At 37.1% G+C, this 25580-nt stretch carries 18 protein-coding genes and 1 riboswitch; of the genes, 9 read left to right on the forward strand and 9 right to left on the reverse strand.

Annotated features, from left to right (window positions below; genetic code table 11):
* Nucleotides 1–3 precede the first annotated feature (3 nt).
* From ACN5L8_RS01505 to asd, 4 genes are all read right to left on the reverse strand, one after another.
* The gene (locus ACN5L8_RS01505) at nt 4–810 is read right to left on the reverse strand and encodes a hypothetical protein (protein ID WP_419172101.1); all 807 of its coding nucleotides are present in this window, start codon (nt 808–810) and stop codon (nt 4–6) included.
* An 83-nt stretch (nt 811–893) separates the two neighbouring features.
* On the reverse strand, nt 894–2438 hold the full coding sequence (locus ACN5L8_RS01510; RefSeq protein ID WP_419172102.1) for a DUF1254 domain-containing protein: 1545 nt from the start codon (nt 2436–2438) through the stop codon (nt 894–896).
* Nucleotides 2439–2533: 95 nt separating this feature from the next.
* Nucleotides 2534–3283: a phytanoyl-CoA dioxygenase family protein gene (locus ACN5L8_RS01515; RefSeq protein WP_120404813.1), complete on the reverse strand. Its 750-nt coding sequence runs from the start codon at nt 3281–3283 to the stop codon at nt 2534–2536.
* Nucleotides 3284–3290: 7 nt separating this feature from the next.
* Nucleotides 3291–4388: an aspartate-semialdehyde dehydrogenase gene (gene asd, locus ACN5L8_RS01520; RefSeq protein WP_419172103.1), complete on the reverse strand. Its 1098-nt coding sequence runs from the start codon at nt 4386–4388 to the stop codon at nt 3291–3293.
* A gap of 87 nt (nt 4389–4475) precedes the next feature.
* Nucleotides 4476–4688, forward strand: a riboswitch (Lysine riboswitch).
* Between the two features lie 116 nt (nt 4689–4804).
* On the opposite strand from asd, the gene lysC reads away from it, so the two are divergent.
* Genes lysC through ACN5L8_RS01545 form a run of 5 tightly spaced genes read left to right on the forward strand, consistent with a single transcriptional unit; the run spans nt 4805 to nt 9761 of the window.
* The gene (gene lysC, locus ACN5L8_RS01525) at nt 4805–6166 is read left to right on the forward strand and encodes a lysine-sensitive aspartokinase 3 (RefSeq protein WP_419172104.1); all 1362 of its coding nucleotides are present in this window, start codon (nt 4805–4807) and stop codon (nt 6164–6166) included.
* On the forward strand, nt 6163–6864 hold the full coding sequence (locus ACN5L8_RS01530) for a 4-hydroxy-tetrahydrodipicolinate reductase (RefSeq protein ID WP_419172105.1): 702 nt from the start codon (nt 6163–6165) through the stop codon (nt 6862–6864). Before lysC ends, ACN5L8_RS01530 begins: the two co-directional genes overlap by 4 nt.
* A gap of 14 nt (nt 6865–6878) precedes the next feature.
* Nucleotides 6879–7784 carry a 4-hydroxy-tetrahydrodipicolinate synthase gene (gene dapA, locus ACN5L8_RS01535; protein ID WP_419172106.1) on the forward strand — a complete coding sequence of 302 codons (906 nt, stop codon included), beginning with the start codon at nt 6879–6881 and terminating at the stop codon, nt 7782–7784.
* A 2-nt stretch (nt 7785–7786) separates the two neighbouring features.
* The gene (locus ACN5L8_RS01540; RefSeq protein ID WP_115362725.1) at nt 7787–8542 is read left to right on the forward strand and encodes a 2,3,4,5-tetrahydropyridine-2,6-dicarboxylate N-succinyltransferase; all 756 of its coding nucleotides are present in this window, start codon (nt 7787–7789) and stop codon (nt 8540–8542) included.
* Nucleotides 8543–8552: 10 nt separating this feature from the next.
* On the forward strand, nt 8553–9761 hold the full coding sequence (locus ACN5L8_RS01545; RefSeq protein ID WP_419172107.1) for a PLP-dependent decarboxylase: 1209 nt from the start codon (nt 8553–8555) through the stop codon (nt 9759–9761).
* 4 nt (nt 9762–9765) lie between these two features.
* Here ACN5L8_RS01545 and ACN5L8_RS01550 read toward each other — a convergent pair whose 3' ends face one another.
* Both ACN5L8_RS01550 and ACN5L8_RS01555 read right to left on the reverse strand, forming a co-directional pair.
* A complete protein-coding gene (locus ACN5L8_RS01550; protein WP_419172108.1) occupies nt 9766–13179 on the reverse strand; it encodes a hypothetical protein in 3414 nt (1137 codons plus the stop codon).
* Nucleotides 13176–13751, reverse strand: coding sequence for a hypothetical protein (locus ACN5L8_RS01555; protein ID WP_419172109.1), 576 nt, complete (start codon nt 13749–13751; stop codon nt 13176–13178). The genes ACN5L8_RS01550 and ACN5L8_RS01555 overlap by 4 nt, the downstream gene beginning before the upstream one ends.
* Nucleotides 13752–13934: 183 nt before the next feature.
* Here ACN5L8_RS01555 and ACN5L8_RS01560 point away from each other — a divergent pair, with 183 nt between their 5' ends.
* Complete coding sequence (locus ACN5L8_RS01560) at nt 13935–15038, forward strand: hypothetical protein (RefSeq protein ID WP_419172110.1); 1104 nt, start codon at nt 13935–13937, stop codon at nt 15036–15038.
* Here ACN5L8_RS01560 and ACN5L8_RS01565 read toward each other — a convergent pair.
* Both ACN5L8_RS01565 and htpX read right to left on the reverse strand, forming a co-directional pair.
* Entirely contained in the window at nt 15028–16329 is a 1302-nt protein-coding gene (locus ACN5L8_RS01565) for a M14 family metallopeptidase (protein ID WP_419172111.1), read from the reverse strand. The genes ACN5L8_RS01560 and ACN5L8_RS01565 overlap by 11 nt on opposite strands.
* A 65-nt stretch (nt 16330–16394) precedes the next feature.
* Entirely contained in the window at nt 16395–17285 is an 891-nt protein-coding gene (htpX, locus tag ACN5L8_RS01570; protein ID WP_334678533.1) for a protease HtpX, read from the reverse strand.
* A 564-nt stretch (nt 17286–17849) separates the two neighbouring features.
* On the opposite strand from htpX, the gene ACN5L8_RS01575 reads away from it, so the two are divergent.
* The 3 genes from ACN5L8_RS01575 (at nt 17850) to ACN5L8_RS01585 (ending at nt 21060) form a co-directional block, all read left to right on the forward strand.
* The gene (locus tag ACN5L8_RS01575) at nt 17850–18230 is read left to right on the forward strand and encodes a cyclic nucleotide-binding domain-containing protein (RefSeq protein ID WP_419172112.1); all 381 of its coding nucleotides are present in this window, start codon (nt 17850–17852) and stop codon (nt 18228–18230) included.
* Between the two features lie 89 nt (nt 18231–18319).
* Entirely contained in the window at nt 18320–19705 is a 1386-nt protein-coding gene (locus tag ACN5L8_RS01580; RefSeq protein WP_115362742.1) for a TldD/PmbA family protein, read from the forward strand.
* Nucleotides 19705–21060, forward strand: coding sequence for a TldD/PmbA family protein (locus ACN5L8_RS01585; protein WP_419172113.1), 1356 nt, complete (start codon nt 19705–19707; stop codon nt 21058–21060). The genes ACN5L8_RS01580 and ACN5L8_RS01585 overlap by 1 nt, the downstream gene beginning before the upstream one ends.
* A 61-nt stretch (nt 21061–21121) precedes the next feature.
* Here the strand turns inward: ACN5L8_RS01585 and ACN5L8_RS01590 are convergent, their stop codons facing one another.
* The gene (locus tag ACN5L8_RS01590) at nt 21122–25396 is read right to left on the reverse strand and encodes a hypothetical protein (RefSeq protein WP_419172114.1); all 4275 of its coding nucleotides are present in this window, start codon (nt 25394–25396) and stop codon (nt 21122–21124) included.
* Between the last annotated feature and the right edge of the window lie 184 nt (nt 25397–25580).

The raw sequence follows: 25580 nt of genomic DNA on the forward strand, positions 1-25580 counted from the left end.
GCCCTACCTCTCTAATTCCTTACTCTCAAACTTATCGGCACACTCACCGAAAGCTTCAACTTTCTTTATTTTTTGCTCCCACTCATTCTTATAAGGAAGCTCTTCACAATCATTAAAGCTGACAAAATTATTCAACGTTACTTTAATTTGTCCTTCACATGAGCTAGTTTCAATAACATAAACACGATTTAAGAAACTTAATGCTTCTGTTGATCTCAATATTTCAACATCATCTTCTTTAAAAGTCTTTTCGAGATGATCTTGTATCTCATCTAAACAAATATTTTTATTTCTAGATGGGATTACTTCTTTATCAAACTCAACTTCTTCTATTTTTTGTCCATGAGGATCTGCTGGCATCATTCTTTGAATTTCATCTTGATCTTGTTGTGATAATTCATGATAGCCTCGGATATGATTCCAACCATAGCCCCAAGCATAACCAGTATGAAGATCAGGGCCACCTCCAATATAAACGGCCACTTCCATTGCTCTTCCAAAGATTCCAGAAAAAACATCTGAAACACATTGATTTAAAGCACTATCTGCATCTTTCTTATCTTGGAGAGTTCCACCATACCAATAAGCAATATCGTGCTCAACACAACAATGTTGCCATAGGGTAGGCCTGCCAATCGTTCCATCTGGTGAAACACTAGAGCAGCCATCTGTTTTAAATGGACGTAGGTAATTCTCAATTTTTTTATATGAAACCTTTCCATCAGCAATAGTTAGAAAACCATATTCCTGTGCATTGACAGAATGATTGCCAATTATTGCGATAAATATGAGAAAGATAAGATATTTCATATCCATCAATGTAACAAAAAAAAGCCTATTTCTAGGCCCCTATTGTAAAGATTCAAAAGGTGTAAAAAGTTAGAACAGACTATTTATTTTGAAACCATTGAAAGGACTTTAGTTTCAACTGGTTCCACTTCTGGCAGCTTCCACTTAAGGCTTAATACATCCTCATGGGGAATGTATATCCTAGTAATGATGTAAAATGCTCCAACAGGTGCGGCCAGCCAGTTAGCACGCTTTTTTGAGTCTGATGGCATTTGATTAGAGAAAGTAATTTCAAATGATCCATCTGGATTCTTCATTAAATCACTTTCTCCGCCAAGAGAATAACGTTTTAAGGCATTGTATACAAGAAGCTTAGTCTCAGCATCATAAACTGTTATTGACCAAAAACCATCATTAGGTGGATTTGAATTAAACTTCATACGATACTGTTTACTTCCAACAAGTGTATTACCCTTAGAATCTTTATAACGAATTGGATATATGGCCTCTTTCTCTCCTTGACCTCCCAAATAGGGATGAGCAACCATTGATCTTAATGCATAATCCTGTCCAAAATTATCTAAATCAAATACATAGCTCCAGCCATTTACTATTTTTGTATGTGCGGGATTGTAAATTTGAGCATTAGCGATTTCAACGCCATCTTTTAGAACTTGTTTTAAGATGTCTTGTTGAGCGGGAGTTAGCATCTCTTTTTTAAAGCCTTCAGATGTAATTCCTATCTTTTCTAATTGTTGCATTTGCGCTTTATCAATATCATTTAATACATTATCTAAGAGATATTCATTAAGTTCAGTAAAAAATCTCAATGGATCTTTCTCATCTCCTGGGCGATTTGATAAACCAAATAATTGTACTTTCTTACCATCAGTGTATTCTGCTAATGGAGTTAACTTATATTGATCTTGTATTTCATGGACTTTTTTTAGATCCTGCTCTGTCTTTTTTAATACTTCAGTACGGCCCCAGAGCCAAACTTTTGTTGTTGGTGAACGAACAACTTTAAGGCCATTTAACTTCTCGCTACTTCGTCCATTCCAATTTGGTGGAACAATAAGAAAATTTTGTGCATCTGTACCAGTAACTCTCGTACCAACATATTGGATAAGGTTATGCCACATATCAAATACATTAATAACATAGTATCGATCTTTCACTGCCGGAACAGATAACACCATCGGAGACTGTGAAAGATCAAGAATAGCACTTGAGTACAAAGTGTCTTGATTAGGTGTTGGCATATCAGCATCTTCTGGGCCAGGAAGTCTTCTTGCATGACCAAACTCTCCAACAGGTGCACGATAACTCGTATCTTTTTCACTTTGAGAAACTTCTGTGTACTGCCTTGAAACTTGCTCCATTCGAACCAATGTCGATCCCCATAAATATGCATTTATACCTAACGCATATGTTTCTTTTAAAAGAGGATCGTCAGCAGGAGCAATTGAAGCAACACCTCTAGAAACACCATCATTTTGAGTAGCAGAAGCAGGAAGCCTGGTAACTTGTCCCTCTGGAGTATTACTTTGAACAAGATAGGTTACAGAAAAAACCCATGTTAATAACACCGCTACTGCAACAGCAGGATAGCGATACTTTCCATAATTTGATTTCTTTTTATCTGACATAGAATCTTCCTCGACTAACGACTGTATGCATTAATTTTAGAGGATCTATCAAAGACATGTTCTTAAATATCGTGAATAAAGGTAAAGAAACTCTATTAAGAGTTTAGTTTCAAGTGTCTTCCAAGGCCTACACCTGGATACTCTCTTTTATTAGCACCTGGCTGAGCGTAACCGTTAATAAGGACACGGCGAGGAGAATCTGTTTTATTTAAGCTCGAAGAGTGAAAAACATATGGCCCAAAAAAAGCGACGTCACCTGCTTTTAGCATCACATCAACTGCCTCATATTTCTCAAGCATCTCATCGATAATACTAGGATCTTCTTTATAATTAAGGTGACCTTCTTGATTGGAATTAGGGATAAATTTAAGAGGGCCATTGTCTGCATTCATATCATCAATAGCAAGAAGAGTTTGAACGTAACTTCCACGGCCATCAACATCTTCCCACATATGTGTACCATATCGACGGTGTTCACTATCTTGGTGCCATTTGAATTCTACTTTTTGACCAGGAAGTTTAAAGTGGGCCTGATTAATTAATTGAACCATCTCATTAGATTCAAGGATTCTTGATACAATATTCAGTATTCGTTTATCAGCACCTACATCAAGAAGAAATTCATCGTAGCCACCACACCAAACAATGCGATTTAGTGCATCTTCATTAAAGACAAATTGAGCTAGCTTTAACATTTGTGTTTCATCAAGAGAGAGACTTGCTTGATATAAATTATCAAAAGACTTTTCAATATTCTTAAGATCTTTGGGATCAAAAAGTCCTTCGACTACACAATAGCCTTGTTGATAAAAATCTTTTACTAATTTATCGTAATCTAATTCCATATAATGACTATAACACAATATTTAACATGCGACGAAGAGGTTCTGCAGCTCCCCAAAGAAGTTGATCACCTGATGTGAAAATATTTAAATATTCATCACCTAGATTCATTTTTCTAACACGTCCGACTGTTGTTTTGAGGGTACCAGACACATAACGTGGATTAAGTTTTTCTCGTGTGGCCTCAGGAGTATTTTCAACAAATTCAGTAAATTCTGAAAAGTTCTTAATCATGTCTTCAATCGTTTTAATGTCGACAGACTTATTCAATTTAATCGTTAATGCCTGTGAATGAGATCTCAGTGCACCAACCCTTACACAAGTTCCATCAATAGGTATTGGATTATCTTTTCTGCCAAGAATTTTATTTGTCTCACTAAAGGCCTTCCACTCTTCACGAGTTTGCCCTTTTTCAACAGCGCTATCAATCCAAGGAATCAAATTAAGTGCCAACGGAACACCAAAACAATCAGCATCAAGTTTTTCGCTTTTAAGTAAATTAGAAATATCTGTATCAAGCTGAAGAATCGGCCCTTCCATTATCGGATTGGCCACATCGCCAATGACCTTCATTTGCGTTAGAAGCTCCTTCATATGACGAGCTCCACCACCAGAAGCTGCCTGATATGACATCGATGTCATCCACTCTACTAAGTTTTCTTGAAATAAACTTCCAATCCCCATAAGCATAAGGCTAACGGTACAATTACCACCAATAAAGTTTTTAACTCCATCATTAAGTGCTTTATCAATAATATCTTTATTAACAGGATCTAGGATTATAAGTGAGTCATCATCCATTCGTTTTGCGGAAGCCGCATCAATCCAATACCCTTGCCAGCTCACTTCATCTAGCGCCGGTCTAAGCTTCTTTGTGTAATCACCGCCTTGACATGAGATTATAATATCCATATCAGCAAGTTCATTTACATCATTAGCATCTCTTAAGGTATGTGTTTTATTATAAATTAATGGGCCATTTTGCCCTGCTTGAGAAGTTGAAAAGAAGTATGGATCAATTTTTGCAAAGTCTCCTTCCATTTCCATTCTTTCTAAAAGAACAGATCCGACCATTCCACGCCAACCGATAATTCCAACTTTTTTCATTTTATACCCCTAGGATGTAATTTTAAATTCACACAAATTATAAAAGTATAGACATCAATGTGTCTATCCACTAGAATATTCCTTGTAAGATTACGAAGAGGAGCATTGCTTAGTAACTAGTGGTCAGGGTGCGCAACGAATAAGTCCGTTACGAATCACTACGATGGAAGCATTGCCGAAATAGTTTGGTTTAGCGCAAGCCTTACTATTGGTCACTAAGGGAGAAGCCTTAGGACTGTCGCTTAACAAATTATTAACTTCAAATAAGTTTGTTTTGTTATGTGGAGAGCTTCGAATGCAAATTCTATGCTATGCAACTGTTTAAGTCGGTTATATTTCACAATTCTTTTTTGCATTTAAACACACTCCTTCATACAATTACCTTATTTATTTGAATCACATATAGGATTTTAAGTATGGGTAATGAAAATTCAGAAATCATTGTTGCAAAATTTGGCGGCTCATCTATGGCAAACCTAGAGGCCATGACTCGAAGTGCTCAAATCAGTGCTGCCAAGAACGCTAATATGGTTATCGTATCGGCCGTTTACGGTGTTACAAATCTCTTAGTGGAAATATCTAAACAGGCACCACTTGGTGAAGGTGAAAAGGTAGAAGCACTAGTTGAAGAAATTGCTGATAAACATAATCAAATACTAATTGATATGAATGCAACAGAAGAACTAAAAGAAGATGTTTCTGAGCTTCTTTCAGAAGTTAATATGATTGCCAATGGAATGCTCCTATTAAGAGAATGTTCAGACCGAGCATATGATTCACTTGTAAGTCTTGGTGAAAGAATGTCTTCATTAATTTTTAGCCAAGTTCTAGCAGGAATCCATCAAAAGAAGAATGTTGAGTTATTTGATATTAGACAAGTTCTTAAAACTGATGATCAATTTACAAAAGCTTCACCTGATCTTGTGGCAACAAAGGAAAAGGCCCAGCAACATCTAGTTAACGCAAAGTATGGAGATGTCGTATATGTCTCTCAAGGTTTTATGGGATCGACCTCTGAAGGCTTAACCACAACACTAGGGCGTGGAGGTTCAGATTACTCCGCTGCACTTGTTGCAGAGGCCATGGGTGCTGACACACTTCAAATCTGGACAGATGTCGCAGGTATCGCCACAACAGATCCACGTATTGTAAAAGCAGCGAAATTATTAAATGAAATAACATTTTCTGAAGCGGCCGAGCTGGCAACTTTTGGTGCAAAAATACTTCATCCAACGACCTTAACACCTGCATTACGTGCAGGTATTAAGGTCTTTGTTGGATCGAGCTATGAGCCTGATGCTCCAGGGACTTGGATTGTTGATAAGACTGATTCAGCACCATTAATTAGAGCAATGGCCTTACGTCGAGAACAAAGCCTTGTGACATTATCAACGCCAAAAATGCTTCATGCACATGGTTTCTTATTTGAGATTTTTAAAATATTTAATGACTTTAAAGTAAGTATTGATTCAATTACAACGTCTGAGATTTCAGTAGCACTTACATTAGATGATAGCGCCCTATTAAATAAGAAGATAATTAGTCGGTTATCGGAGTTATGTAGCGTAAAAGTTGAAACTGACTTAACACTAGTAAGTCTAATCGGAAATGAGATCAACCATACACCAGATATTGCTAAACGAATTTTTAACTCTGTAGAAGGAATCAACGTTAGAATGATTTGCCTAGGGGCCAGTAAGCATAACTTTTGCTTCTTAGTGGATAAGAATCAAGCGGATTCAGCAATTCAAAAATTACATCAGGAATTCATTCAATGAAATTAGCATTACTAGGAAAAGGAAAAACAGGTTCTAAAGTTATTGAGCTTTGTGAAGAAAATAAAAATGGCGAATATAGTGATATTGAATTAAGTGTTTTTGATTCAAAAAATCCTTTAAAGAAAGATGACCTTAACAGATTTGATATGGTTCTCTCTTTTTTAAATGGGGATACTTTTTTAGAGCACTATTTTGATTTATTAAGCACCTCAGGAATCTGCGTAGCTTGTGGTTCAACTGGATTTGAATGGAAACCAGAAATGCTAGATAAAATAAAGGCCGGTGGTGGAACCTGGATAAAGGCCACGAACTTTAGTCTTGGAATGAATCTGGTCAAAGAGATGATTAAGATTGCCTCCAAAGCTAATTCTCTTTTCAGTGAAGAACAACTAAACTTCCACATCAACGATATTCACCATACAAAGAAACTTGATGCTCCTAGTGGTACTGCCCTCTCATGGAAAGAATGGTTAGATCGTGACGCCGAGATCAGCTCTGAGCGAACTGGAGATATCGTGGGAATTCATGAATTAACTATTGATACCCCTAACGAAATTGTTACAATTAAACATGAAGCAAAAGATCGAAGAATATTTGCCGCTGGAGCACTGTGGGCAGTAAAGCAAATGCAAACTCTTGGGCCAGGACTCTATGATTTTAGTGAAGTTGCCCTTCAAGTAATGAAAGAAAATGAATAATAACTGGAGATTAAATGAATAATATAAATGAGAAAGATCTTGAATTTTTAAACTCAACTCCCCTATGGACGGCCGTAATTACGCCTTTACATGAAGATCAAACAGTTGATTTGGACTCATTAGAGCGTATTTTAAGAGCTCAAGAAGAAGCCGGAAATGGGATACTAATCCTAGGTTCAACGGGAGAGGCCCTTAATCTAAATTTAGAAGAAAGAAAGAATATCCTAAATTTCACAATCGATCTAGACCTTAAGGTTCCACTTATGTGTGGTGTTGGTGGTATCAATCTAAACGAGACATGTGAATGGGTCTCTTATCTTGATGGCCTTGATATCGATGCTTACCTTCTTGTTACACCTTTATATGCAAAGCCTGGTAATGAGGGACAATACCACTGGTTTAAAACACTAATGGATGTCTCAAATAAGCCGGTTATGCTCTATAATGTTCCATCTCGTGCAGGTATCGGACTGTCTCTGGAGGCAGTTAAAAGACTTAATGGGCACCGTGCATTTTGGGCAATAAAAGAGGCCAGTGGCTCAGTTGAGATGTTTGCCAAATATGTTGAGGCCGCAAATGGTGGACGAGTCTATAGTGGTGACGATGCAATGCTGCCGGCCTTTACGCCTTTAGGTGCAAAGGGATTAGTTTCTGTAGCAGCAAACCCATGGCCAGCTGAGACTAATAAATATGTAAGAGACTGCCTAAATGGTGAATTAAATGAAAGCGATGCTCAAATGTGGATTGAAGCAAGTAACACAATGTTTGTTTGTTCAAATCCTGTGCCGGCAAAGTGGCTCATGAAAGAGCAGGGACAAATTGAGACGGCCGTTCTTAGGCCACCACTATCACTAAAAGATATGACAAAAGAATCAATCGTAAAATCAGCAAATGATAAAATTAAGAATTGGAGAAAATAAAAATGACAGTTGATGAAATACTACTAGGCCTAGAAAGTGGAACACTTAGATCAGCACAAAAAGTTGATGGTAAGTGGCAAGCAAATACAGAAGTTAAGCAAATGATTCTTGAGGTCTTTAAGGCCGGAAAGAATGTTGAACAATCAAAATTTGGTTATGAAGGATTTGTTGATAAACACAATATTCCAGCTCAAAAATTTGATACTGATCGCGGTGTAAGAATCGTTCCAGGTGGCTCAAGTGTTCGCCGAGGTGCTTATGTTTCAAAAGGCGTTATTATCATGCCTCCTGCATACATCAATATTGGAGCTTATGTTGACGAAGGTACAATGGTTGATTCACACGCTCTCGTTGGCTCATGTGCTCAAATTGGAAAGAACGTCCATTTAAGTGCTGGAGTACAAATTGGTGGCGTACTAGAGCCTATTGGACTAGCTCCGGTTATTATTGAAGACGATGCTTTTATTGGAGCAGGTGCTGTTATCGTTGAAGGTATTCAAGTTTTAAAACGCGCAGTAATCGCACCAGGTGTTATCCTTTCAAAGGGTGTACCTATTTATGACTGTGTAAATGAGAGAAGACTTGAACCAGGTGAGCCTATTCCAGAAGGTGCAGTTGTTGTACCGGGAACAAGACCGGTAAACGATAAACTTGCCTGGGCAAAGGATCAGGGCCTTTCAATGAATTGTGCCATGATTATCAAATACCGTGATGAGAAATCAGATGCATCACTAGAACTCGAATCATTTTTAAGATAGATAAATTATAATGTTAGATAAAAATATCACAAAAGAATTAAAGAAGTTAACGAAGAGAATCGACTCTTCGTTTTACTTCTATGACTTAGACAAACTTGAAGATCACTTACGCTACATCGTAGAGAACAAAGATGAGAGCATTAAGCTTTACTATGCATGTAAAGCAAATCCCCTATCATCTATCTTAAAGCTCATTAGAAATTTAGGAATTGGAATTGATGTGGCATCTAAGGGTGAATTAACTCAAGTTGTTGCAAGTGGAGTTAAATCTAGTGATATTATCTCAACAGGCCCAAGCAAATCTCGCGGCTATATAAGAACTCTCTTAGAACATGAAATCAATTGCGTTGTGGTTGAAAGTATCTATCAATTAAAATGGCTAAATGAACAGGCCAGTGAGATGGGGATAAAGGCACGCGCTCTATTAAGAGTTCAACTAGAGTGGGACAGCAAGGAAAAATCTGTTCTTGGTGGCGATGACATCACCGCATTTGGCCTAGATGAAAAAGGATGGAAATCAGTAGATCTAAGCGAGTATGAAAATGTGGAAGTGATTGGCTACCACGTCTTCCAATGGGGAAATATTTTAAGTGCATCAAAGCTTGAAGAAATTTGGGATCACACATGTGCTCGAATTAATAAACTAGCTCAAGACATGGGTGTAAGACCTCAAGTTATTGATCTCGGCGGAGGACTTGGTATCCCTTACCAAAACGAAAGTGAGCGAATTGATTTCAAGGATATTAATGCAGCTCTAGTGCGCCTTAAGAAAAAGCATAAACTTGAAAAGATCTGGATGGAGCTTGGCCGCTACGCCGTTGGTGAGTGTGGACTATACCTAAGCCAAGTTATTGATCGCAAAAACGTTAGAGGACAGGAAATTCTCGTACTTGATGGTGGAATAAATCATATTGCAAGGGCCGCACTCACAAATCAGGCCTTTCCCTGCGAAGTTCTAGAAGAATGTGAATCTAAGCAGAGTCAAGAATTTCATGTTCACGGGCCATTGTGTACTTCTCTAGATAAGCTTGGTGTCTTTGATCTTCCAAAAGATTGCGATTACGGAAATTGGTTAGTGTTCACCCAATGCGGAGCATACGGTTTTACTGAAAGTATGCCATTTTTCCTATGCCATAACCTGCCTGCAGAAGTCGTTAAGTACAAAGGTGATATCATGATCCCACGTACAATTAAAACTAGTGCAGATTGGATTGAGTAAATCCTTAAAGTGTATTTAGAACAGGGGCCCCTGGAATATTTCCTTGTGGTGGAGCAAATTGTCTTAAAGGTGCTGGATTAAGTCTTAGCTGGAATGGGTTCCCACTCGCATCAGTTTCCGTTTCACACTCATCTCCATCACATTTATAGATAGGAATTCTCGCTTCTCCACTGATCTTTAGATCTGGGAAGTTTGATGAAGCTGTCGTTGCAAGTTTGTAATCACCATCAGTTTTACATTCAACGCTTACTGTAAAATTAAATCTTTCTTTAGCCACTTCCATTTCTTCGCCATTTTCAACAGCACCAAGAGTTGTTGTTTTAGCGTCAACTTCCTCACCATCATCATCAACTGATGCTGGAATATTCTTTTGAAGTCGACAGGCCGTAACAGGTTCAACATGTGTTACTTTTATAATATTGTCGCTATATTCAATTTTAATATTGAATTCAACATCATCATCTGAATTATTATCAGGGTTTTCATCAACATTTGTTGGCTCTACTGGTTGAATTTCAGGTTCAACGACTGCAACGTTTTCATTATTAGATGTTGTTGTATTTACACTGATAGCAGGTGCGGCCACAACTGTTGCCCTAATATTATCTTCAGGCCCTCTAGTTCTAGTAGTTGAAGCTTGAGGAGTGTTTCGACTTCTTGAAAGTCTAATACTTCCATTAGTAGCGCTATTATCTGATTGTCTTAGTGTATCTGTACCATCTTCAAACATATCAAGTTGTCTTGGCGGGTTATTCGTATTTGTGGAAGCAGAAGCTGCATTATCACTCTGCTTAACAGCATCATCTACATTATCGAATAATCCAATTTGTTCAGTAGGAGAAGGCTGAGGGTTTGTATTGCGAACACTATCTGTAGCAGCAACAGTTGCGCTTCTTCTATCGTTATCCATTATTTCTTCAATAGCGGCCCTTCTTGATTGAGATTTACCACTTGGTCCACGAGCAATTTCATCGGCCGTTAAAGAAGATTGTGATCTATTTCTAATAACATCTAATGCACTATCATATGCTTGTGGAGAAATACGGTTGCCGGCCGCTCCATTAAATCTTACGCTAGGATTAATTAAGTCTGCTCTAAAAAGAGCTCCGGCCGCTTCATAATCGCTTAGGCGAACACCATTTTGAATCTTGTTATCAACACGAGCATAAAATGCATTAAGCTCTCGTTGTGTCATATTATCAATATCACTTAAAACAGAATCCAATCTTGCTCGATCTTGAACAGGCTTTGCCATTGTCGGTTGTGTTTCATCTAATCGTTCGATAATACTCTTATCTGGTTTATTAAATTGGTACGCCCTTTGTATTCTTGCATTATCTTTGGCCGCTCCAGGTGTACTTTGATGACGGACAATTGAACTGTCAATATCATCACCAAACTTAAGAACAATATCACCGTTTAAGTTTGGACTTAAGCCTTTTTCCTCTAATAATTTATAATGATCAGGATGTGATGACTTACTAATCATAATACCTGATCCATCAGCAGTATAACGGACATCCTTAACTGCCATCATATCCATTGGAAAATCATCAGTGAAATGAAAGTCAATATTTGGATTAACAACATCATCACGTGATACCATTGTTCTAAAGTCGTCGACACCATTAAAACTTTCACTTATTGACCTAGGGCTAGGTGTATTAGATGTATTAGATGATTGTCTTGAGAGACGATTATCAGCTTCCATTGTAACGTTACCATGCTCATCAAATAATGAACCTTGCTCTGGTGCTTTTGTTTGTACACCACCATTATCGGCCTGTGCTGTTGCCTTGCCATTCTCATCAAATAATTCCCCTTGTTTTGGAGAATCATCTGCATTTCGTGAAGCGCTTGCAGTGTTATCAGTTGCATCACTTGCTTTTGAGGCTTGAGAAGATACGCTAGAGGCACCATCAAAGTAATTAGCTCCTCGTCTTAGTGCATCTGAAGAAGTGGCCAGTGCAGTTGAAGCTCGTCTTTTGGTCGCAAAATCAAGAGTCTTACCAAGGTAGCCATTAAAGGCCGTTGGAATATTATCAAGTTGATTTGCCACACCTCTCATTGTCATAGCAGTAAGTTTATCAGCGGCCCAACCATATGCTTGAACAGCTTGTGCTACTTTTTTACCACCATACATCGCAGTTTTACCTGTTAATTTAGCTGCCATAGAGAAGGCTTTTACTAATTTATTTTTTTGTAGATTAACTACGCGCGGGCCTATTTTAACTGCGAATCCCTTACCTGTTTGAACGATTTTGGCACCGGCAACACCAGCAATCTTAATCGCCTTACCCATTGGAGAAAATAAACGTGACTTTGATACGGCCCTTGCTCCGACCATAATACCTTTACCTGCAACTTTTGCAGCATTGATCGTACCAGCAGTTAATAAACCAATTAGGACTTCGCCACCTACAACGCCGACAATACCACATGCCATATTCAATTTTTGGCCACAAGTTGCACATTCAAAACTTGTCACTGGTTCGACACAAGTATCTTCACCATTTGCATCTTTTTCAAATTTTGCACATGCAAAATTATCATAAATACTTTCAGTAATATAATTTCCAATACCAGTCATTAAATTGGCAAAACCATCTTTTAATGTATTCACTGGATCATCTAAGAGCTTATAAACAAATGATTCTTCAGCAGAAGAAAGTAAGTGGAGCTTGTCTGAAGCTGCATCTTCAGCTTCCTCAGAACCACTAAAGAAATTTCCTATTTTATTGCCAAGCCAACTGAAACCACCAGCAGCGACATCCCAAAAGAATTCCGCTGTACCTATTAAGTTTTTAACAAGGCCATTCCATGCAGTAGAAAGGCAGTTTGTATCAGTAGACTTTGGACATTCCATTCCAAGCTTTTCAGTTATAACGTCGCCAAGACCAAATGAAACAGTACTTGCAGCGTTACAAATTAGATCGTTTACACATTCTGAAGTTGGCTGTGACTTACCCTTACACTCATAAATCTCTTCTAAAACTAGATCCATATCTCTTGCAAGAGTTAGCTGATCCATCACGTTCCAGTCTTGAGTAGCACAAGCATAAAACTCTTCTGCCTCTAAACCTTGAGCGCCATCTTTAATTGATGCGACTTCAAGTGCTAGAAAATCAGGACAATTTATCGCTTTTTCATCGTCACCCAATTTACGCTCAGATGAACTCTCAATACTTTCAACAATACTAGATGGTAGTGCAACAGCATCAGAGCGCCAACGGCCAGATGCATCTGTACAGAGAGACTTAGCGGAAGCTAAGTATAATTGAGTGATTTCAACAACGACTTCATCTGGCACTGAGTTTTCAGCTTGTAGTGATAATTGCGCAAATGAATATGAATTAACAATTAAAGTAAGTTGTAATAATAAACTAGTGAATATTGTTTTAACTGAGTTTCTAATCAAGACTCTCCTCCACGTCTACACGATAGACTTTGAAGGACACTATTAATTATTTGACGATCTGATTTTTCATCAGTCATATTCATTAAATACTTTATGTGGAATACTTCTCCACTACAATTGGCATAAATACTCTTTTCTTCAAAATGTTTTTTAGAAACAATGTATTGATGACCGACAGAAAATGAGCTTATTTTAGGTATAGAATTCTCACGAAATTTTAAAAACTTTACGCTTTCGCCTTCATATTTCTCAACCCAACTAAGTCTTCCTTTCTTATAATCGTCAACTTGAGATTTAATCATCTGGCGATCAAGACTTTTGCTTTTAATTTTAGTTGGTGTAAATGAGATGATACTTCGATGGCCACTTGCATGCTTCTTTGACATAAGAACATATGGGAAGCCTAAGATATTTTCTTTAAAACGCCAGTCCTTAGGAACATCGCCTGTAATGACGGCCTTCTTTGTTTTATTTTTAACAACGAAATTACTTGCAAACGCACTACTTGCCGTTAAATACACAACAGTACAAAAAACAAGATGAATGACGCTTTTAAGGCAAGGCTTTCTCATAGTAGTTTTATCGGTAATTTCTTCTTAATACTTAATAAATATTACTGAAGATATTAATATTATTAGTATGTTATAATAGTACTAAATTTTAGGAAATCCCCTCTTCTGTATTCAATAACTTATACTAATTAGGGTGTGAAAACAGCGGCTTAAATAATTGGCTATGAGTAAAAAGGAAAGATGATGTTAACGAAAAGATCTCAAATTATTGATGAATCCAATCAAGGGCAATACGCACTCAATATCTATGAATTAACACCAGAAAATATTAATGAAAATGCACCGACAGTCTATATACAAGCAAATGTTCACGGCGCAGAACTTCAAGGGAATATGGCCATATTAAAACTTTTAAATCTCTTAGAAGACAAGAAGATTAATAGTAAGATCACCCTAATTCCAAATGCTAATCCTTATGCAACTTCTGTAAAAATGGGAACCTACACTTATGGACGATTCAACCCTATTACCGGTGATAATTGGAATCGCATGTATCTGGACTTCTTCTCACAGTCACAAGGGCAAGGCCTTATAAGTGATGATGAAATCAAGGAGTGCAAATCAAAACAAGATTTTAAAATTCTTATAAAAAATAAAGTTAATGAGTATCGTCGCTATCACCAAGAGTATGGAATAAATGAGAATAAGAACCTCTTTATCACTCTCCAGGAACTTGCCAGTGATGCCGACATTGTCTTAGATCTTCACACGGCCGGAGTTGGATGTCGTTATGTCTATGGCCCAGATTACTTAAAAGAACAAATGAAAGAATTAAACTTTCCATTTAACCTAGTTATTCCTCCAGAATTTGGCGGGGCCATGGATGAGGCAACGTTTTATCCATGGGTAAAATTTCATGAAATTCATAAGAGTGAGAATACATTTGAATCCTACACTCTCGAATTAGGAAGTGAAGAGATCATCGATTCAAAAGCAGGCAAGGCCGATGCGATCAATATATTTAACTACCTAGTTAAAAAAGGCGTTATCGAAGATAAAGAAATAGAATGTCCAAAAAATGAAGCAACATTTTGCTTACTTAAAGACTACAAATCATTCTTTGCACCAAAGTCAGGTTTTGTGGAATACCATAAGTCACCAGGCGAATTCTTTAAGAAAGGTGAAAAGATTATGAGTCTATACCACTTTGATAAGATGGAGAGGCCAGAAGAGGTCATAACCCCTATTTTGGCCCCAGTTGATGGCATCGTCATAAATCATGCCCCAAGTTCAAATGTGAAAAGGGGCATGAATATATTAGAGGCCTTTACAAATTTTACTTCTTAAAGCTAAGCTTAAAGTCTGAAGCCTTACTACCTTCTGGCAGAACAATAAAGTAGCTTCCGTCAGGATTAATACGATACTCTGTTGAGAAATCTTCATTTTCAACTTTTATCGTTGTTGCATTCTTATTAATTCCTCTTACCATTGGGCCATCAAGACGATCTAGGAGAAGCTGCCACCCCAAACGATTATGGGCAACTGTTGGATCTCTTTTATCATAAGATGGTTGAAAGCCATCAGAGCGAGGACTAACCTCAATAACATAAGGGATGACTTGCTCTTGTTCATACATCCAATCAATATCTGATCCATCTACTGAATACAGCGTTTCCCAAGCAGTCCCTGGAGTATAATTTAAAACACGTCCAAGCTCCTTTCCAATTCCCTCTACAACCTCACGATTAAGAGTTCTTTGGCCACGGCATCCATATGGGTAAATAACAAGTTCTGAATAGGCGTGATAAGAAATATTAAAAACTGGTTTTATCTGTGAGACAAAGTTCATAAGAACATTAGTTTCAGGCTCACTTGCGGCCTCACTTCCGCGATATGTTTGTGAGAATTTCCATCCACTTGAACCACGACAAGCATTCCAATTAGTTGGATAGTTTCGGTTGATATCTACACCGTAGCCACCTCGCGCATTCTTGCGCCACATATTCTCACCTTCCCATACTTTGATATTTCCATCAATATTCACAATAGGAAGAACATAAATCTCATTCGAATCTACCCAATGAGTAATCTTTTGATCTTTATTATACTTCGTTAAAAGCTCTTTAATAATGTCTGTCGTTACTTCTGCTGTCATAATCTCACGTGAGTGGTGCATACCATTAAATAAAACAGAAGGCTCACTAACCTCATCTTCATCTACATTATCTGAGATCTTCATTGCATAAATCGAGCGTCCTTCTAGAGTCTCTCCAATCTTGATTTTCTTTGCAATTGTTGGGTATTTTTCAGCATACTCAGTCATAAGCGCTTCAACTTCTACAGAGTTTAAATAGCGCTCATCAATAGAGCTTGTAAGAAGCTCATTTCGAGATTCGTTGATTTTGAAATTATATTTTTTAAATTCAATGAATTCATCTTTCGTTAGGGCCACATCAATTAGCTCATTTTTAATATCCACACCAAGAACATCAAAACCATTTTCTTGCAGGCTTTTTAGAGTTTTAGCGTAATTTGATTTAGCGTTGATGGTAAGTACTTTTGATGCTTTTGTAGAACTGCTATGGGCATAGCTAGTCAGTTGAGACAGCATCCATGCTGCCAAGATAAACTTCTTCATTATAACTCCTCATGTGTTAATTATATAATTATCCGCCATGAGGAGATTTTGCACAAATAGTGTTATTAAATGTTAGAACGGCTTTGAAGAGCGTGTATTCTCTTTTCTAATGTAGGGTGAGAACTAAAAATCTCGGCCATTGTTGTGCCACTAGAGATTTTAAAAGCACTCATATTAGGGTTGCTATTATCAACCATTTTAGTACTTTGTTGCAACTTTCTAAGAGCAGCAATCATTTTCTCACGTCCAGCAAGGCGCGCACTTCCTGCATCGGCCCTATATTCGCGAAAGCGTGAAAACCACATTGTTATTGGCATTGCCAGTAGTCCAAAGACAATATCTAAAACAACAACGAGCATTGTTTGAGCAAAGTAGCCAAGACCAGGTCCTTCATCGTCTTCAGAACGCATAGCATTTGAGATTGCCATAGCAGCTAAACGAGATAAAATCATAACAAAGGCGTTTACCACACCTTGTACAAGTGCCATTGTTACCATGTCACCATTGGCAATATGGGCAACTTCATGTCCAATTACACCCTCTGCTTCATCACGACTCATGGTATGAATAAGTCCAGCAGAGACTGCTACCATGGAATTATTTCGACTTGGCCCTGTTGCAAAGGCATTAACTTCATTTGAGTTGTAAATATAGACTTCTGGCTTCTTAATTCCACTTAATTTAGCGTAATTTGATACAGATTGAGCAACCCATCCGTAATTAGGATCGTTTTCACTAATTTCAGTCATTGGATACATTCTTTTTGCCATAAATTTTGACATGGCCAAAGAAATAAATGATCCAGCAAATCCCCATACAGAACAGAAGATGATAAGCATTTCAAAGCTATATCCACCTTGATTCATATGCATTGGAATCCCTAATAGACTAAGGATGATTCCAACTGTTGCGACAACTAAGATATTAGTGAGAATAAAGAGTCCGACTCTTAACATTGTATTTTACTCCATTAAAAAATAATAATATCGACATAATTATGCCTGAAAGCTCTATACGGTCAATAACAACCGTATTGCTTGACAAAAAATTTACAAAAATTCTCCTGGCCCAATAAAAAATACTAAAGAATTAAGGGATTTAGCCGCAGTTAATTAATGAAGTTATAAAACTTCTCAATATTGAGTCAATAAGTCGGGTTAAATGTTTAATAACAAGGTCCTCACAAAGAATGAGATTATCTGGAACGCAATCATATTTGTTGCTGTAATCTTTACTGCTATTGAGGCACCTTTTTCGTTCATTTTTCAAACCAGATTCAAAAGTGGCAATTAGTGAGTGATCTTATTATTTCAGGACTTTTTGTAGGTGATCTGATTTTTCGTTTTCAAAAGAAACGTGAACAAAATATGAAGTTCACATCTAAAGGCCATCGCTTAAAAATGAATTACCTCAGGCCCTTCAAAGTGAGCTTTCAGTTTACATGAATATGAAGTTTATTCGAAATCTGCCATTCTTTAAGAATTTAACTTCAAGCTGCCTTAAAAAGGTTGCTGGTGCCCTTGAGCAAAAACACTACACCTGGACAAACTATTATCAATATCGGTGAGACAGGAAGTGAGATGTATATCATTGGCCATGGTAGTGTTGAAATAATTCTAAGCGATGGAAACGTTGTAGCAACTCTTCACGAAGGTCAAATCTTTGTTGAAAGTGCTCTCCTACACGACACTAAGAGAAATGCTAATGTTCGCGCTCTTGGATATTGTGAATTATACCGACTCGACAAAGAACAATTTGATGAAATCACAACACGCCACGATGAGCTAATTGATCGTATCTCATCTCTGACCTCTCGTCGCTCAAGTGATCGTTCAGAGCGTCATTCAGCAAGTGTAAAACGCATTCAGCAAAAGCTTAAAGAACAAGACGAAGCTGCGTAATAAAGATAATCTATTGCCTCATTAGAATGAATTACCTTCCTTTAAACATGTTCATTTGTTAGAATATTCTCACTTTTGGAGGATATACTATGTTAGATAATCAAATCGCAAAAGAAGTTATTGACTATGCCATGTTGCGTGGTGCTGACTTCGCAGAGATCTTTATTGATCGCCAAACTTTTGAATCAATCTCAATTAAGAGCTCAAAAGTCGACAATATTGAAAATGGAATTAATTTTGGTATCGGAATTCGACTCTTCTATGGAACGAAAGTACTCTATGGATATACTAATTCAAAAAAGAAAGAAGATCTTTTAGATATTGTTTCTTCTCTTAGTGCAAAAGACTTAAGAGATCCAATTACAACAGCGACAAATTTTAATTTTGAAAAAATTAATCAAGCACACTTCGTGCAAACAGGTCTAAAAAATAATATCTCTCTTGATCAGAAAATACCTCTACTTATGGCCATTGATGAAATGACTCGTAAGCAGACTGATAAAATCACGCAAGTTCCAATTGGAACAACTCAGAGAATGCAAGAAATTGAAATTTTCAACTCTGAAGGTTTACACATTACAGATGAGAGAAATTATATTCGCCTAAGAGCATCTTGTATTGCAAGTGATGGAACGATTCAAGATAGCGCAGGATACTCTCCAGGGGCAATGCTTGGTTGGGAATTCATTCTTGGACAAGACCCAAAGTATATTTCTGAAAAGATGGCAAAGGAAGTTCTAACAAAGCTTAAGGCCAAGCCATGTCCAGCTGGAAAAATGCCAGTTGTAATTGATAACGGATTTGGTGGAGTAATCTTTCACGAAGCTTGTGGCCACCTATTAGAAACAACATCTGTTGCCAAGAAAGCATCAGTATTCTGGGATAAGAAAGGCGAGCAAATTGCTTCTAGTGTCGTTAGTGCTGTTGATGATGGAACAAACCAAAACTATTGGGGATCGATTAATATCGACGACGAAGGTATGGCCACTCAGAAAACACAACTAATCAAAGATGGAATCCTGACAAACTTTATGGCCGATAGAATGGGTGCTCAAAAAACAGGTCACCCAAGAACTGGTAGTGCAAGACGTGAGTCTTATAAGTATGCTCCAACTTCACGTATGAGAAATACTTATATTGAAGCCGGAAATGATAAGTTTGAAGATATGATCTCTTCAATTGATCACGGAATTTACTGTGCTCAAATGGGCGGAGGATCAGTTAGTCCAGGAACTGGAGAGTTTAACTTTTCGGTAATTGAAGGATATGAAATCAAGAATGGAAAGATTGGAGATGCTGTAAAAGGAGCAACTCTAATTGGAACAGGACCTGATACCCTAACAAAGGTTTCCATGGTTGCTGATAACCTCGATTTTGCCGCTGGTGTATGTGGTTCAATTTCAGGTGGTGTTAATACGACCGTAGGTCAGCCAGCACTTAAAGTTGACGAGATCCTAGTTGGTGGAGGTAAGTAATGAGCACGAAGACAAAACAACAAACACAAAAAGAAATAATTAATAAAACCCTTAATATGGCAAAAGACATGGGATTAAATGACGTTGACGTTATCATCTCAGGCTCTGAGTCTTTTTCACTAAAAGCAGACAGTGGTGAATTAAGTGAGTATAAGAAGGCCAATACAGGTGCCCTTGGTGTACGTGTTATTAAGGATCAAAAGGTAGGTCTAAGCTTTACTGAAGACCTAGGTGATGATGCAATTAAGACTATTCTTGAAAATGCAGCGCAAAATTCGAAATTCTCAAAAGTTGATGAATACCAATTAATTGAAGAAGGTACACAAGTTGATGATATCAACCCTGTGGCAAATATTGAGTATTCACCTGATGCTAATGAGATGATTGAAAAAGCACTTTTTTTAGAAGAAGAAGTTAGAAAGCGTGATAGCAATTGTGAATCTGCTCCTTATAATGGAATGGCCGAAGGTATTTCAAACTTTGCCATTGGAAACTCAAAAGGTGTTCTTTGTACACATCAGTCAAAATCATATACTGCATACACATCTGCTCTTGTAAAAAAGGGTGATAAGAATGCTATGCACTACCTATTTGATTCAAAAAGAGACTTTAGAGAACTAGATTACGATAAAGTAATTAACGGATCTCTTGAAGTGGCCAATAACTTCATCGATGCATCCCAAATTAAAACTGGTGATTATGATGTTACATTTGAAGTTGATCTCTTTGATAATATCATTTCAAGTTTCATGCTACTTTTTAGTGCGAAGGCGGCCATTGATAAATCAAATCCATGGCGTGAGAAACTAGGAGAAATGGTAGCTGATTCAAGACTAACTTTCAAAGATGATCCATTCTTTAAGGCAGGCCATAGTGTTTGTCCATTTGATGGTGAAGGAAAGAAGAAACAGACCAATACCCTACTAGAAAATGGAAAACTTGTTCAATTTCTTCACAATAGCGCTACAGCAAGAGAGCTTGGACTAGAAAATAACTTCTGTGCAACTCGTGGAGCAAAGAGTCCACTTAGTGCGACGACATCAAATTTTCTAATTGAAGCAGGAAAAAATACACAAGATGAGTTCAACTCACGTCGATATGTGGAAATTCTAACGGCACAAGGGCTTCACAGTGGTATCAAGCCAATATCTGGTGAGTTTTCACTGGGAGTTAGTGGACGTATTTGGAATAATGGCGAGATTGAAACTTACTTCAAGGATGTAACTGTAAGTGGAAACTTCTTTAAGATGCTAAGTGAAATTGATCTTATAAGTGATAAAGTTGAAGCATCAAGTGATCACTCACTTTTCACTCCTAAAATTCTATTTAGTAATTTAATGATTGCAGGATCATAACTAGGTGCCATGCACCTTTTGTTACGCATATGCGAAACAAAAGGTGCATGGCACCCTGTTTTTATTCTAATACCTTTGGAAAAACATATAATTGATAGCGTTGCGAGATGATTTGGAATAAAGAGACACCATCTCTTTCCCACTCTTTATCTTGCTTAGAAAGCTGTGCCCTGCGACTATCTTTTTCTTTTAGATTTCTAAGATGATCTTTTAATTGTCCTGCCGTCATTTTAGAGTTACCAATCGTAACAACAGCGTCATCATCCATTTCAAAAAGGCCTTCAGTATCTTCTAAGTTACTAAAGTCTATTAAGCTATCCTCGTTTAGTGCATTTGAACCCACTTTAGTATTAGAAGAAGTGCCAACACCACCCTTACGAGACTTACCATTCTTTAAAGCATCCGGATTTATTGCTTCTTGAGAATATCCTTCTTGTTCGCCACTTGACGATGTATCTTCACCTTGCATTCCTAAGCGTGATCCTCTAGAGCGCTGACTGCTACCGCTACCAAATGTTCCATCTCTAAATGAATCAGAAAGAGAAGATAAAACACCATCATGCTCGGAACGTCTTTCATCTGCTAATTTTTGTAAATTATCAAATTCAGAAGATTTCCCTCGCTTCTTTAGGGCATCCCTCATTAAACCTAGATCCTTACGACGACGATCGTTATTAGAGATCTGTCTTGAAACTCCTCTACTTAGATCTGAAATGGCCTTATTGCTTGAGCCCTTACCAGCTTCAAGACGGCCACGAATAGAAGAGTTGGCCCCCTTCTTATTAGTCATAGCATCTTTAAAATTATTTGTAGCGGTACTAAAACCTGAAAGCCAATTGGTAAACTCACCAAATCCATTATTAAGCTGTATCTGGTCCCATGGCTGCTGAGTTTGCTTTCTATCAAGTTTTGTATTATCAGTAAGACCTTCTTTAACAGTATACCAATAATTATGCATTTTAAGTGCGTACGCAGCTGTGGACGAGAGGTTAGCAAGAGTTTGTCCCATGTAATTATTCATCTTAGCTATAAGAAGCTCAAAATACGGAATGAGTCCTGGAGTGATATAATAATCAAGCTTTGTTACCTTAGGAGCATAGAAGTGATAACGATAAGCATATTGAGCAAATTCCTGTGCCATACGCTTACGATCCGTATTTTCACTCTCAAAGCCATTATCTTCAGATATTAAAGTTGATAAGAAATATCCCTTTGCATGATCGCGATAGTAATTTGTGACTTTATCATCAAGCGGAAAATAATTTAATGTCTTCTCTTTTTGAGCATTAAAACGTATCGGACTTGAAGAGCGATAGCTCGTATTATAATTTGAACTCATATCAGGTAAGAAAGGATCAATTATCCTAAGTGCGACTCCACCTTCTCGTTTGACGTATGTATTTCTGGAGCAAACACCTACGGCAATCTCCTGATTACAGACATCATTTTTTCGCGACAAGAATTTCATACATTTAATTTTGTACTTTTTCCCAACAGTGACTCTAGCAATTTTCCAGCTACTCTTTGTTCGTGGCCCGCAAATATTCTCCGGCCCTCGTTCAGGATCAAGGTCCATGTCAGCATCACTTAAGATTCCCATCACCCCTGTCATGGAGACATTTACGATGCGATTAAATAATGAATTCTTATGAAGACCTAAAAACTTCATAAGTTGCATAATCCAACAAACAGGATAAAGACATTTTCGCGATAAAGTATATTTTTGACCATTATATTTAATGTAGTTCCAATTATATTCTTTTAACCATTGCACAGTATATTCAAAGAGAGCTGTACCATGTGATAGATTTTGTAGACTTGCATCTTCGATGGCCTTAATTTTCATAAGGGCCATATCTCTTAAGAATAATGTGAAATCCTCACCGTGCCCTTTGGCGGTCTCTTTTCTTACGGCTTCAAAAGAAACTTTTCCTTGTGAGACAAATTCATCATAGCGAGAAGTCTTATCACACTCACCACTTCCAATACATGCCGTTACTTTATCAAGAGTTTGTACAAAATAATCATTTTCTCTTTTGGCAACATTATAGCCTTCATTTTTAACAATTTTTGTCCCAACAGAGTTTTCAACAATACTCTCGCTACCACCGGCCTCTTCCACGGACTCGACTTCTTTTTTGTGAACTGTATCAAGATAATCTTTAGAACCTACTTGGTTACAATTTTCTTCATTTTCATCACACACCGTTTTTTCACTATTAATGACATATGAATCATACATCCCAAGCCCATTACAATTAGCAATGTAATTGGCCTCAACATCAGGTTGTAACCAATCCGTAGGACTCATTGGGCCGACTGTATCAACACAGCGACACATCATTTCAAGAGATCTTTTCTTTAGCGTGGAATAAAGTTTATATAGCGAATGCTTATATTTTACGGCCTCAAACCTAACAACATCTCTAATATTATAACGTCCATTTCTATCCTTAGGGTTATTACCATCAAAACCAGCAAGATATTTAGGATCTTTTCTCATATAATAATTAATAATGTTATTTTGAGCATCAGCAGTAATCTTTCCATTATAGAATAAATGAAGAAAGATCTTTTCTTCTTTATCAGGAAGATTATTTAGATAGTTTTGAATTTCTTTTAAAGCTGCCTCACCCACGCTTTGATCAAATTCATCCCAAAGAGGTTTTCCTTTACCAACCATCGATGGATCAAAAAGATCAAGATTATAGCCTCGCATTGAGTTTACTTGAACATTCCAATTATATTCGATGTTACTGGTACCAGTTAAGTTTCCTCTAGCAGCTTCAGCAGTATTATACTGGGATTTAATATGAAAGAAATCTCCTTCATCTTTACCACCAGTTGTATAATCCATAGCAAACATCATCATCATCATTTCAAAATAACTATCTGACTGCTTTGATAGAAAATCACCGAAGAGATTTACACGACATGACTTCATATCTGAGATTGATATATCTTTAAATAAAGGAGAGCTGTCATCCATACCTGAATATAATTTATAGTCAGGGTCTGTTGAATCACCACCTCTTAACATTGAGATATAATCAGCTTCAATAACACCATCATTAATATTAACTTTAATATTATTTACACAATTATCAATCCTAGATTTTCTTCTCGAGGTATTAGGGTCTCCAAGTTGCGTATTCTTATCAATACAGCTATTTAAAGCACTTATATAAGGTGCTTGAAACGATTCAAAGGCACTCTCACTATGTTGAGGGTGTTTTGGATTAGTCTTAGTTTGGTTTCTAAAATCATCTAAGATCTTAGTTGCCTCAGCCTTTTTGCGAGCAACTGCACTTTGGTGATTGGCCTCAATTGTAATTTTATCTGATAATTCTTTAAAACATTCCTGTCTTGGGTATTCATAAGAAAAACCACTATCGCGATCTCTTATTTTAACTGGCTTAGAATCACAATTACTAATTTGTGACTCTAATTGATTCATATAAGTATTAATTTTCGAATTGTTAACACCATTGTCAGTTAATAGCTTTTTCATATTTGCTTTTGCGCTGACAACTGATGTTTTTAATTGTTCACTCCTTTCAACTTCAGCAGCTTGTACACTTGGAATTAATAACTCCATTAAGAAAGCAGGAATTGCTGAAAAAGACGGAATAATTGGAGCACAAACTCCGTTTGAGTTTTTAAATAAAGACTCACAACATTCTTGATTCTTTCCTGGTCGACTTCCAATACCAATACATGAAGAGCATTTATAATTTGCTTTACACGTTTTTGTTTCTTTATCACAACTATTAGAGCAGCATTCAGAGTCACGACGACAGCTTTCTTTATAAGTTTGGCAAGTATTGATATCAGTAACCCTTATCATTCTCTTGCATGAGCCCTCTAGACAATAATCTGAAAAAATAGAACAGTGTTGATTCTTATTCTTAGGAACAAGGCACTTTTCATAAGGACGCTGCGACTGATCTTTCACATCTAACTTAATTGGGAAATCGCATACCAATTTACCACTACATTGATTAGTCGCCGAGTAACAAGCATCCCCAGCATTAAGATACTTCTTTTCAGAATACATATACTCAGAAAGTTTGTGTGCTCTTTTGTTCTCAGGTTCTTTTTCTAATTTAGAATAAATAAGATTTTGAAATTCAGTACTTGATTCAGGCAGTCCTTGCTTAATATATTCAATAACTGCTTTTTTATCTAGCTTCTTTGATGAACCTAGTAATTGTTTAATCTTAGGGATTTCACTTTTTTGAATTGATTTAAAATTATTCCCATAGACACTGACTTGTGAAACAAGAATGAGGCTAAGAAGTATAGTGAAAATATTATTGAATTTTGAGCGAAGCATAAGTTTCCTCTAGTGGCCTCTCATTAATTTTTATTAAGAGGCATCATTATTTCATATACTTATTTTATCGGAAGAATGAGTTCATTACTCAAGTGTATTGTAGGATATTGAAATCAGGTAAGATTTTCGAGATTTTAATAGCTTATGTGTGCCAACTTAATGACACACATAAGCATATAATCAA

This window comes from Halobacteriovorax sp. (assembly GCF_048381875.1).
GTDB classification, from domain to species: domain Bacteria; phylum Bdellovibrionota; class Bacteriovoracia; order Bacteriovoracales; family Bacteriovoracaceae; genus Halobacteriovorax_A; species Halobacteriovorax_A vibrionivorans.

What these genes read in the sequence shown, in the direction of transcription:
- ACN5L8_RS01505 (WP_419172101.1), bottom strand. Translation starts at nt 810, where the DNA reads ATGAAATATCTTATCTTTCTCATATTTATCGCAATAATTGGCAATCAT.
- ACN5L8_RS01510 (WP_419172102.1), bottom strand. Translation starts at nt 2,438, where the DNA reads ATGTCAGATAAAAAGAAATCAAATTATGGAAAGTATCGCTATCCTGCT.
- ACN5L8_RS01515 (WP_120404813.1), bottom strand. Translation starts at nt 3,283, where the DNA reads ATGGAATTAGATTACGATAAATTAGTAAAAGATTTTTATCAACAAGGC.
- asd (WP_419172103.1), bottom strand. Translation starts at nt 4,388, where the DNA reads ATGAAAAAAGTTGGAATTATCGGTTGGCGTGGAATGGTCGGATCTGTT.
- lysC (WP_419172104.1), top strand. Translation starts at nt 4,805, where the DNA reads ATGGGTAATGAAAATTCAGAAATCATTGTTGCAAAATTTGGCGGCTCA.
- ACN5L8_RS01530 (WP_419172105.1), top strand. Translation starts at nt 6,163, where the DNA reads ATGAAATTAGCATTACTAGGAAAAGGAAAAACAGGTTCTAAAGTTATT.
- dapA (WP_419172106.1), top strand. Translation starts at nt 6,879, where the DNA reads ATGAATAATATAAATGAGAAAGATCTTGAATTTTTAAACTCAACTCCC.
- ACN5L8_RS01540 (WP_115362725.1), top strand. Translation starts at nt 7,787, where the DNA reads ATGACAGTTGATGAAATACTACTAGGCCTAGAAAGTGGAACACTTAGA.
- ACN5L8_RS01545 (WP_419172107.1), top strand. Translation starts at nt 8,553, where the DNA reads ATGTTAGATAAAAATATCACAAAAGAATTAAAGAAGTTAACGAAGAGA.
- ACN5L8_RS01555 (WP_419172109.1), bottom strand. Translation starts at nt 13,751, where the DNA reads ATGAGAAAGCCTTGCCTTAAAAGCGTCATTCATCTTGTTTTTTGTACT.
- ACN5L8_RS01560 (WP_419172110.1), top strand. Translation starts at nt 13,935, where the DNA reads ATGTTAACGAAAAGATCTCAAATTATTGATGAATCCAATCAAGGGCAA.
- ACN5L8_RS01565 (WP_419172111.1), bottom strand. Translation starts at nt 16,329, where the DNA reads ATGAAGAAGTTTATCTTGGCAGCATGGATGCTGTCTCAACTGACTAGC.
- htpX (WP_334678533.1), bottom strand. Translation starts at nt 17,285, where the DNA reads ATGTTAAGAGTCGGACTCTTTATTCTCACTAATATCTTAGTTGTCGCA.
- ACN5L8_RS01580 (WP_115362742.1), top strand. Translation starts at nt 18,320, where the DNA reads ATGTTAGATAATCAAATCGCAAAAGAAGTTATTGACTATGCCATGTTG.
- ACN5L8_RS01585 (WP_419172113.1), top strand. Translation starts at nt 19,705, where the DNA reads ATGAGCACGAAGACAAAACAACAAACACAAAAAGAAATAATTAATAAA.
- ACN5L8_RS01590 (WP_419172114.1), bottom strand. Translation starts at nt 25,396, where the DNA reads ATGCTTCGCTCAAAATTCAATAATATTTTCACTATACTTCTTAGCCTC.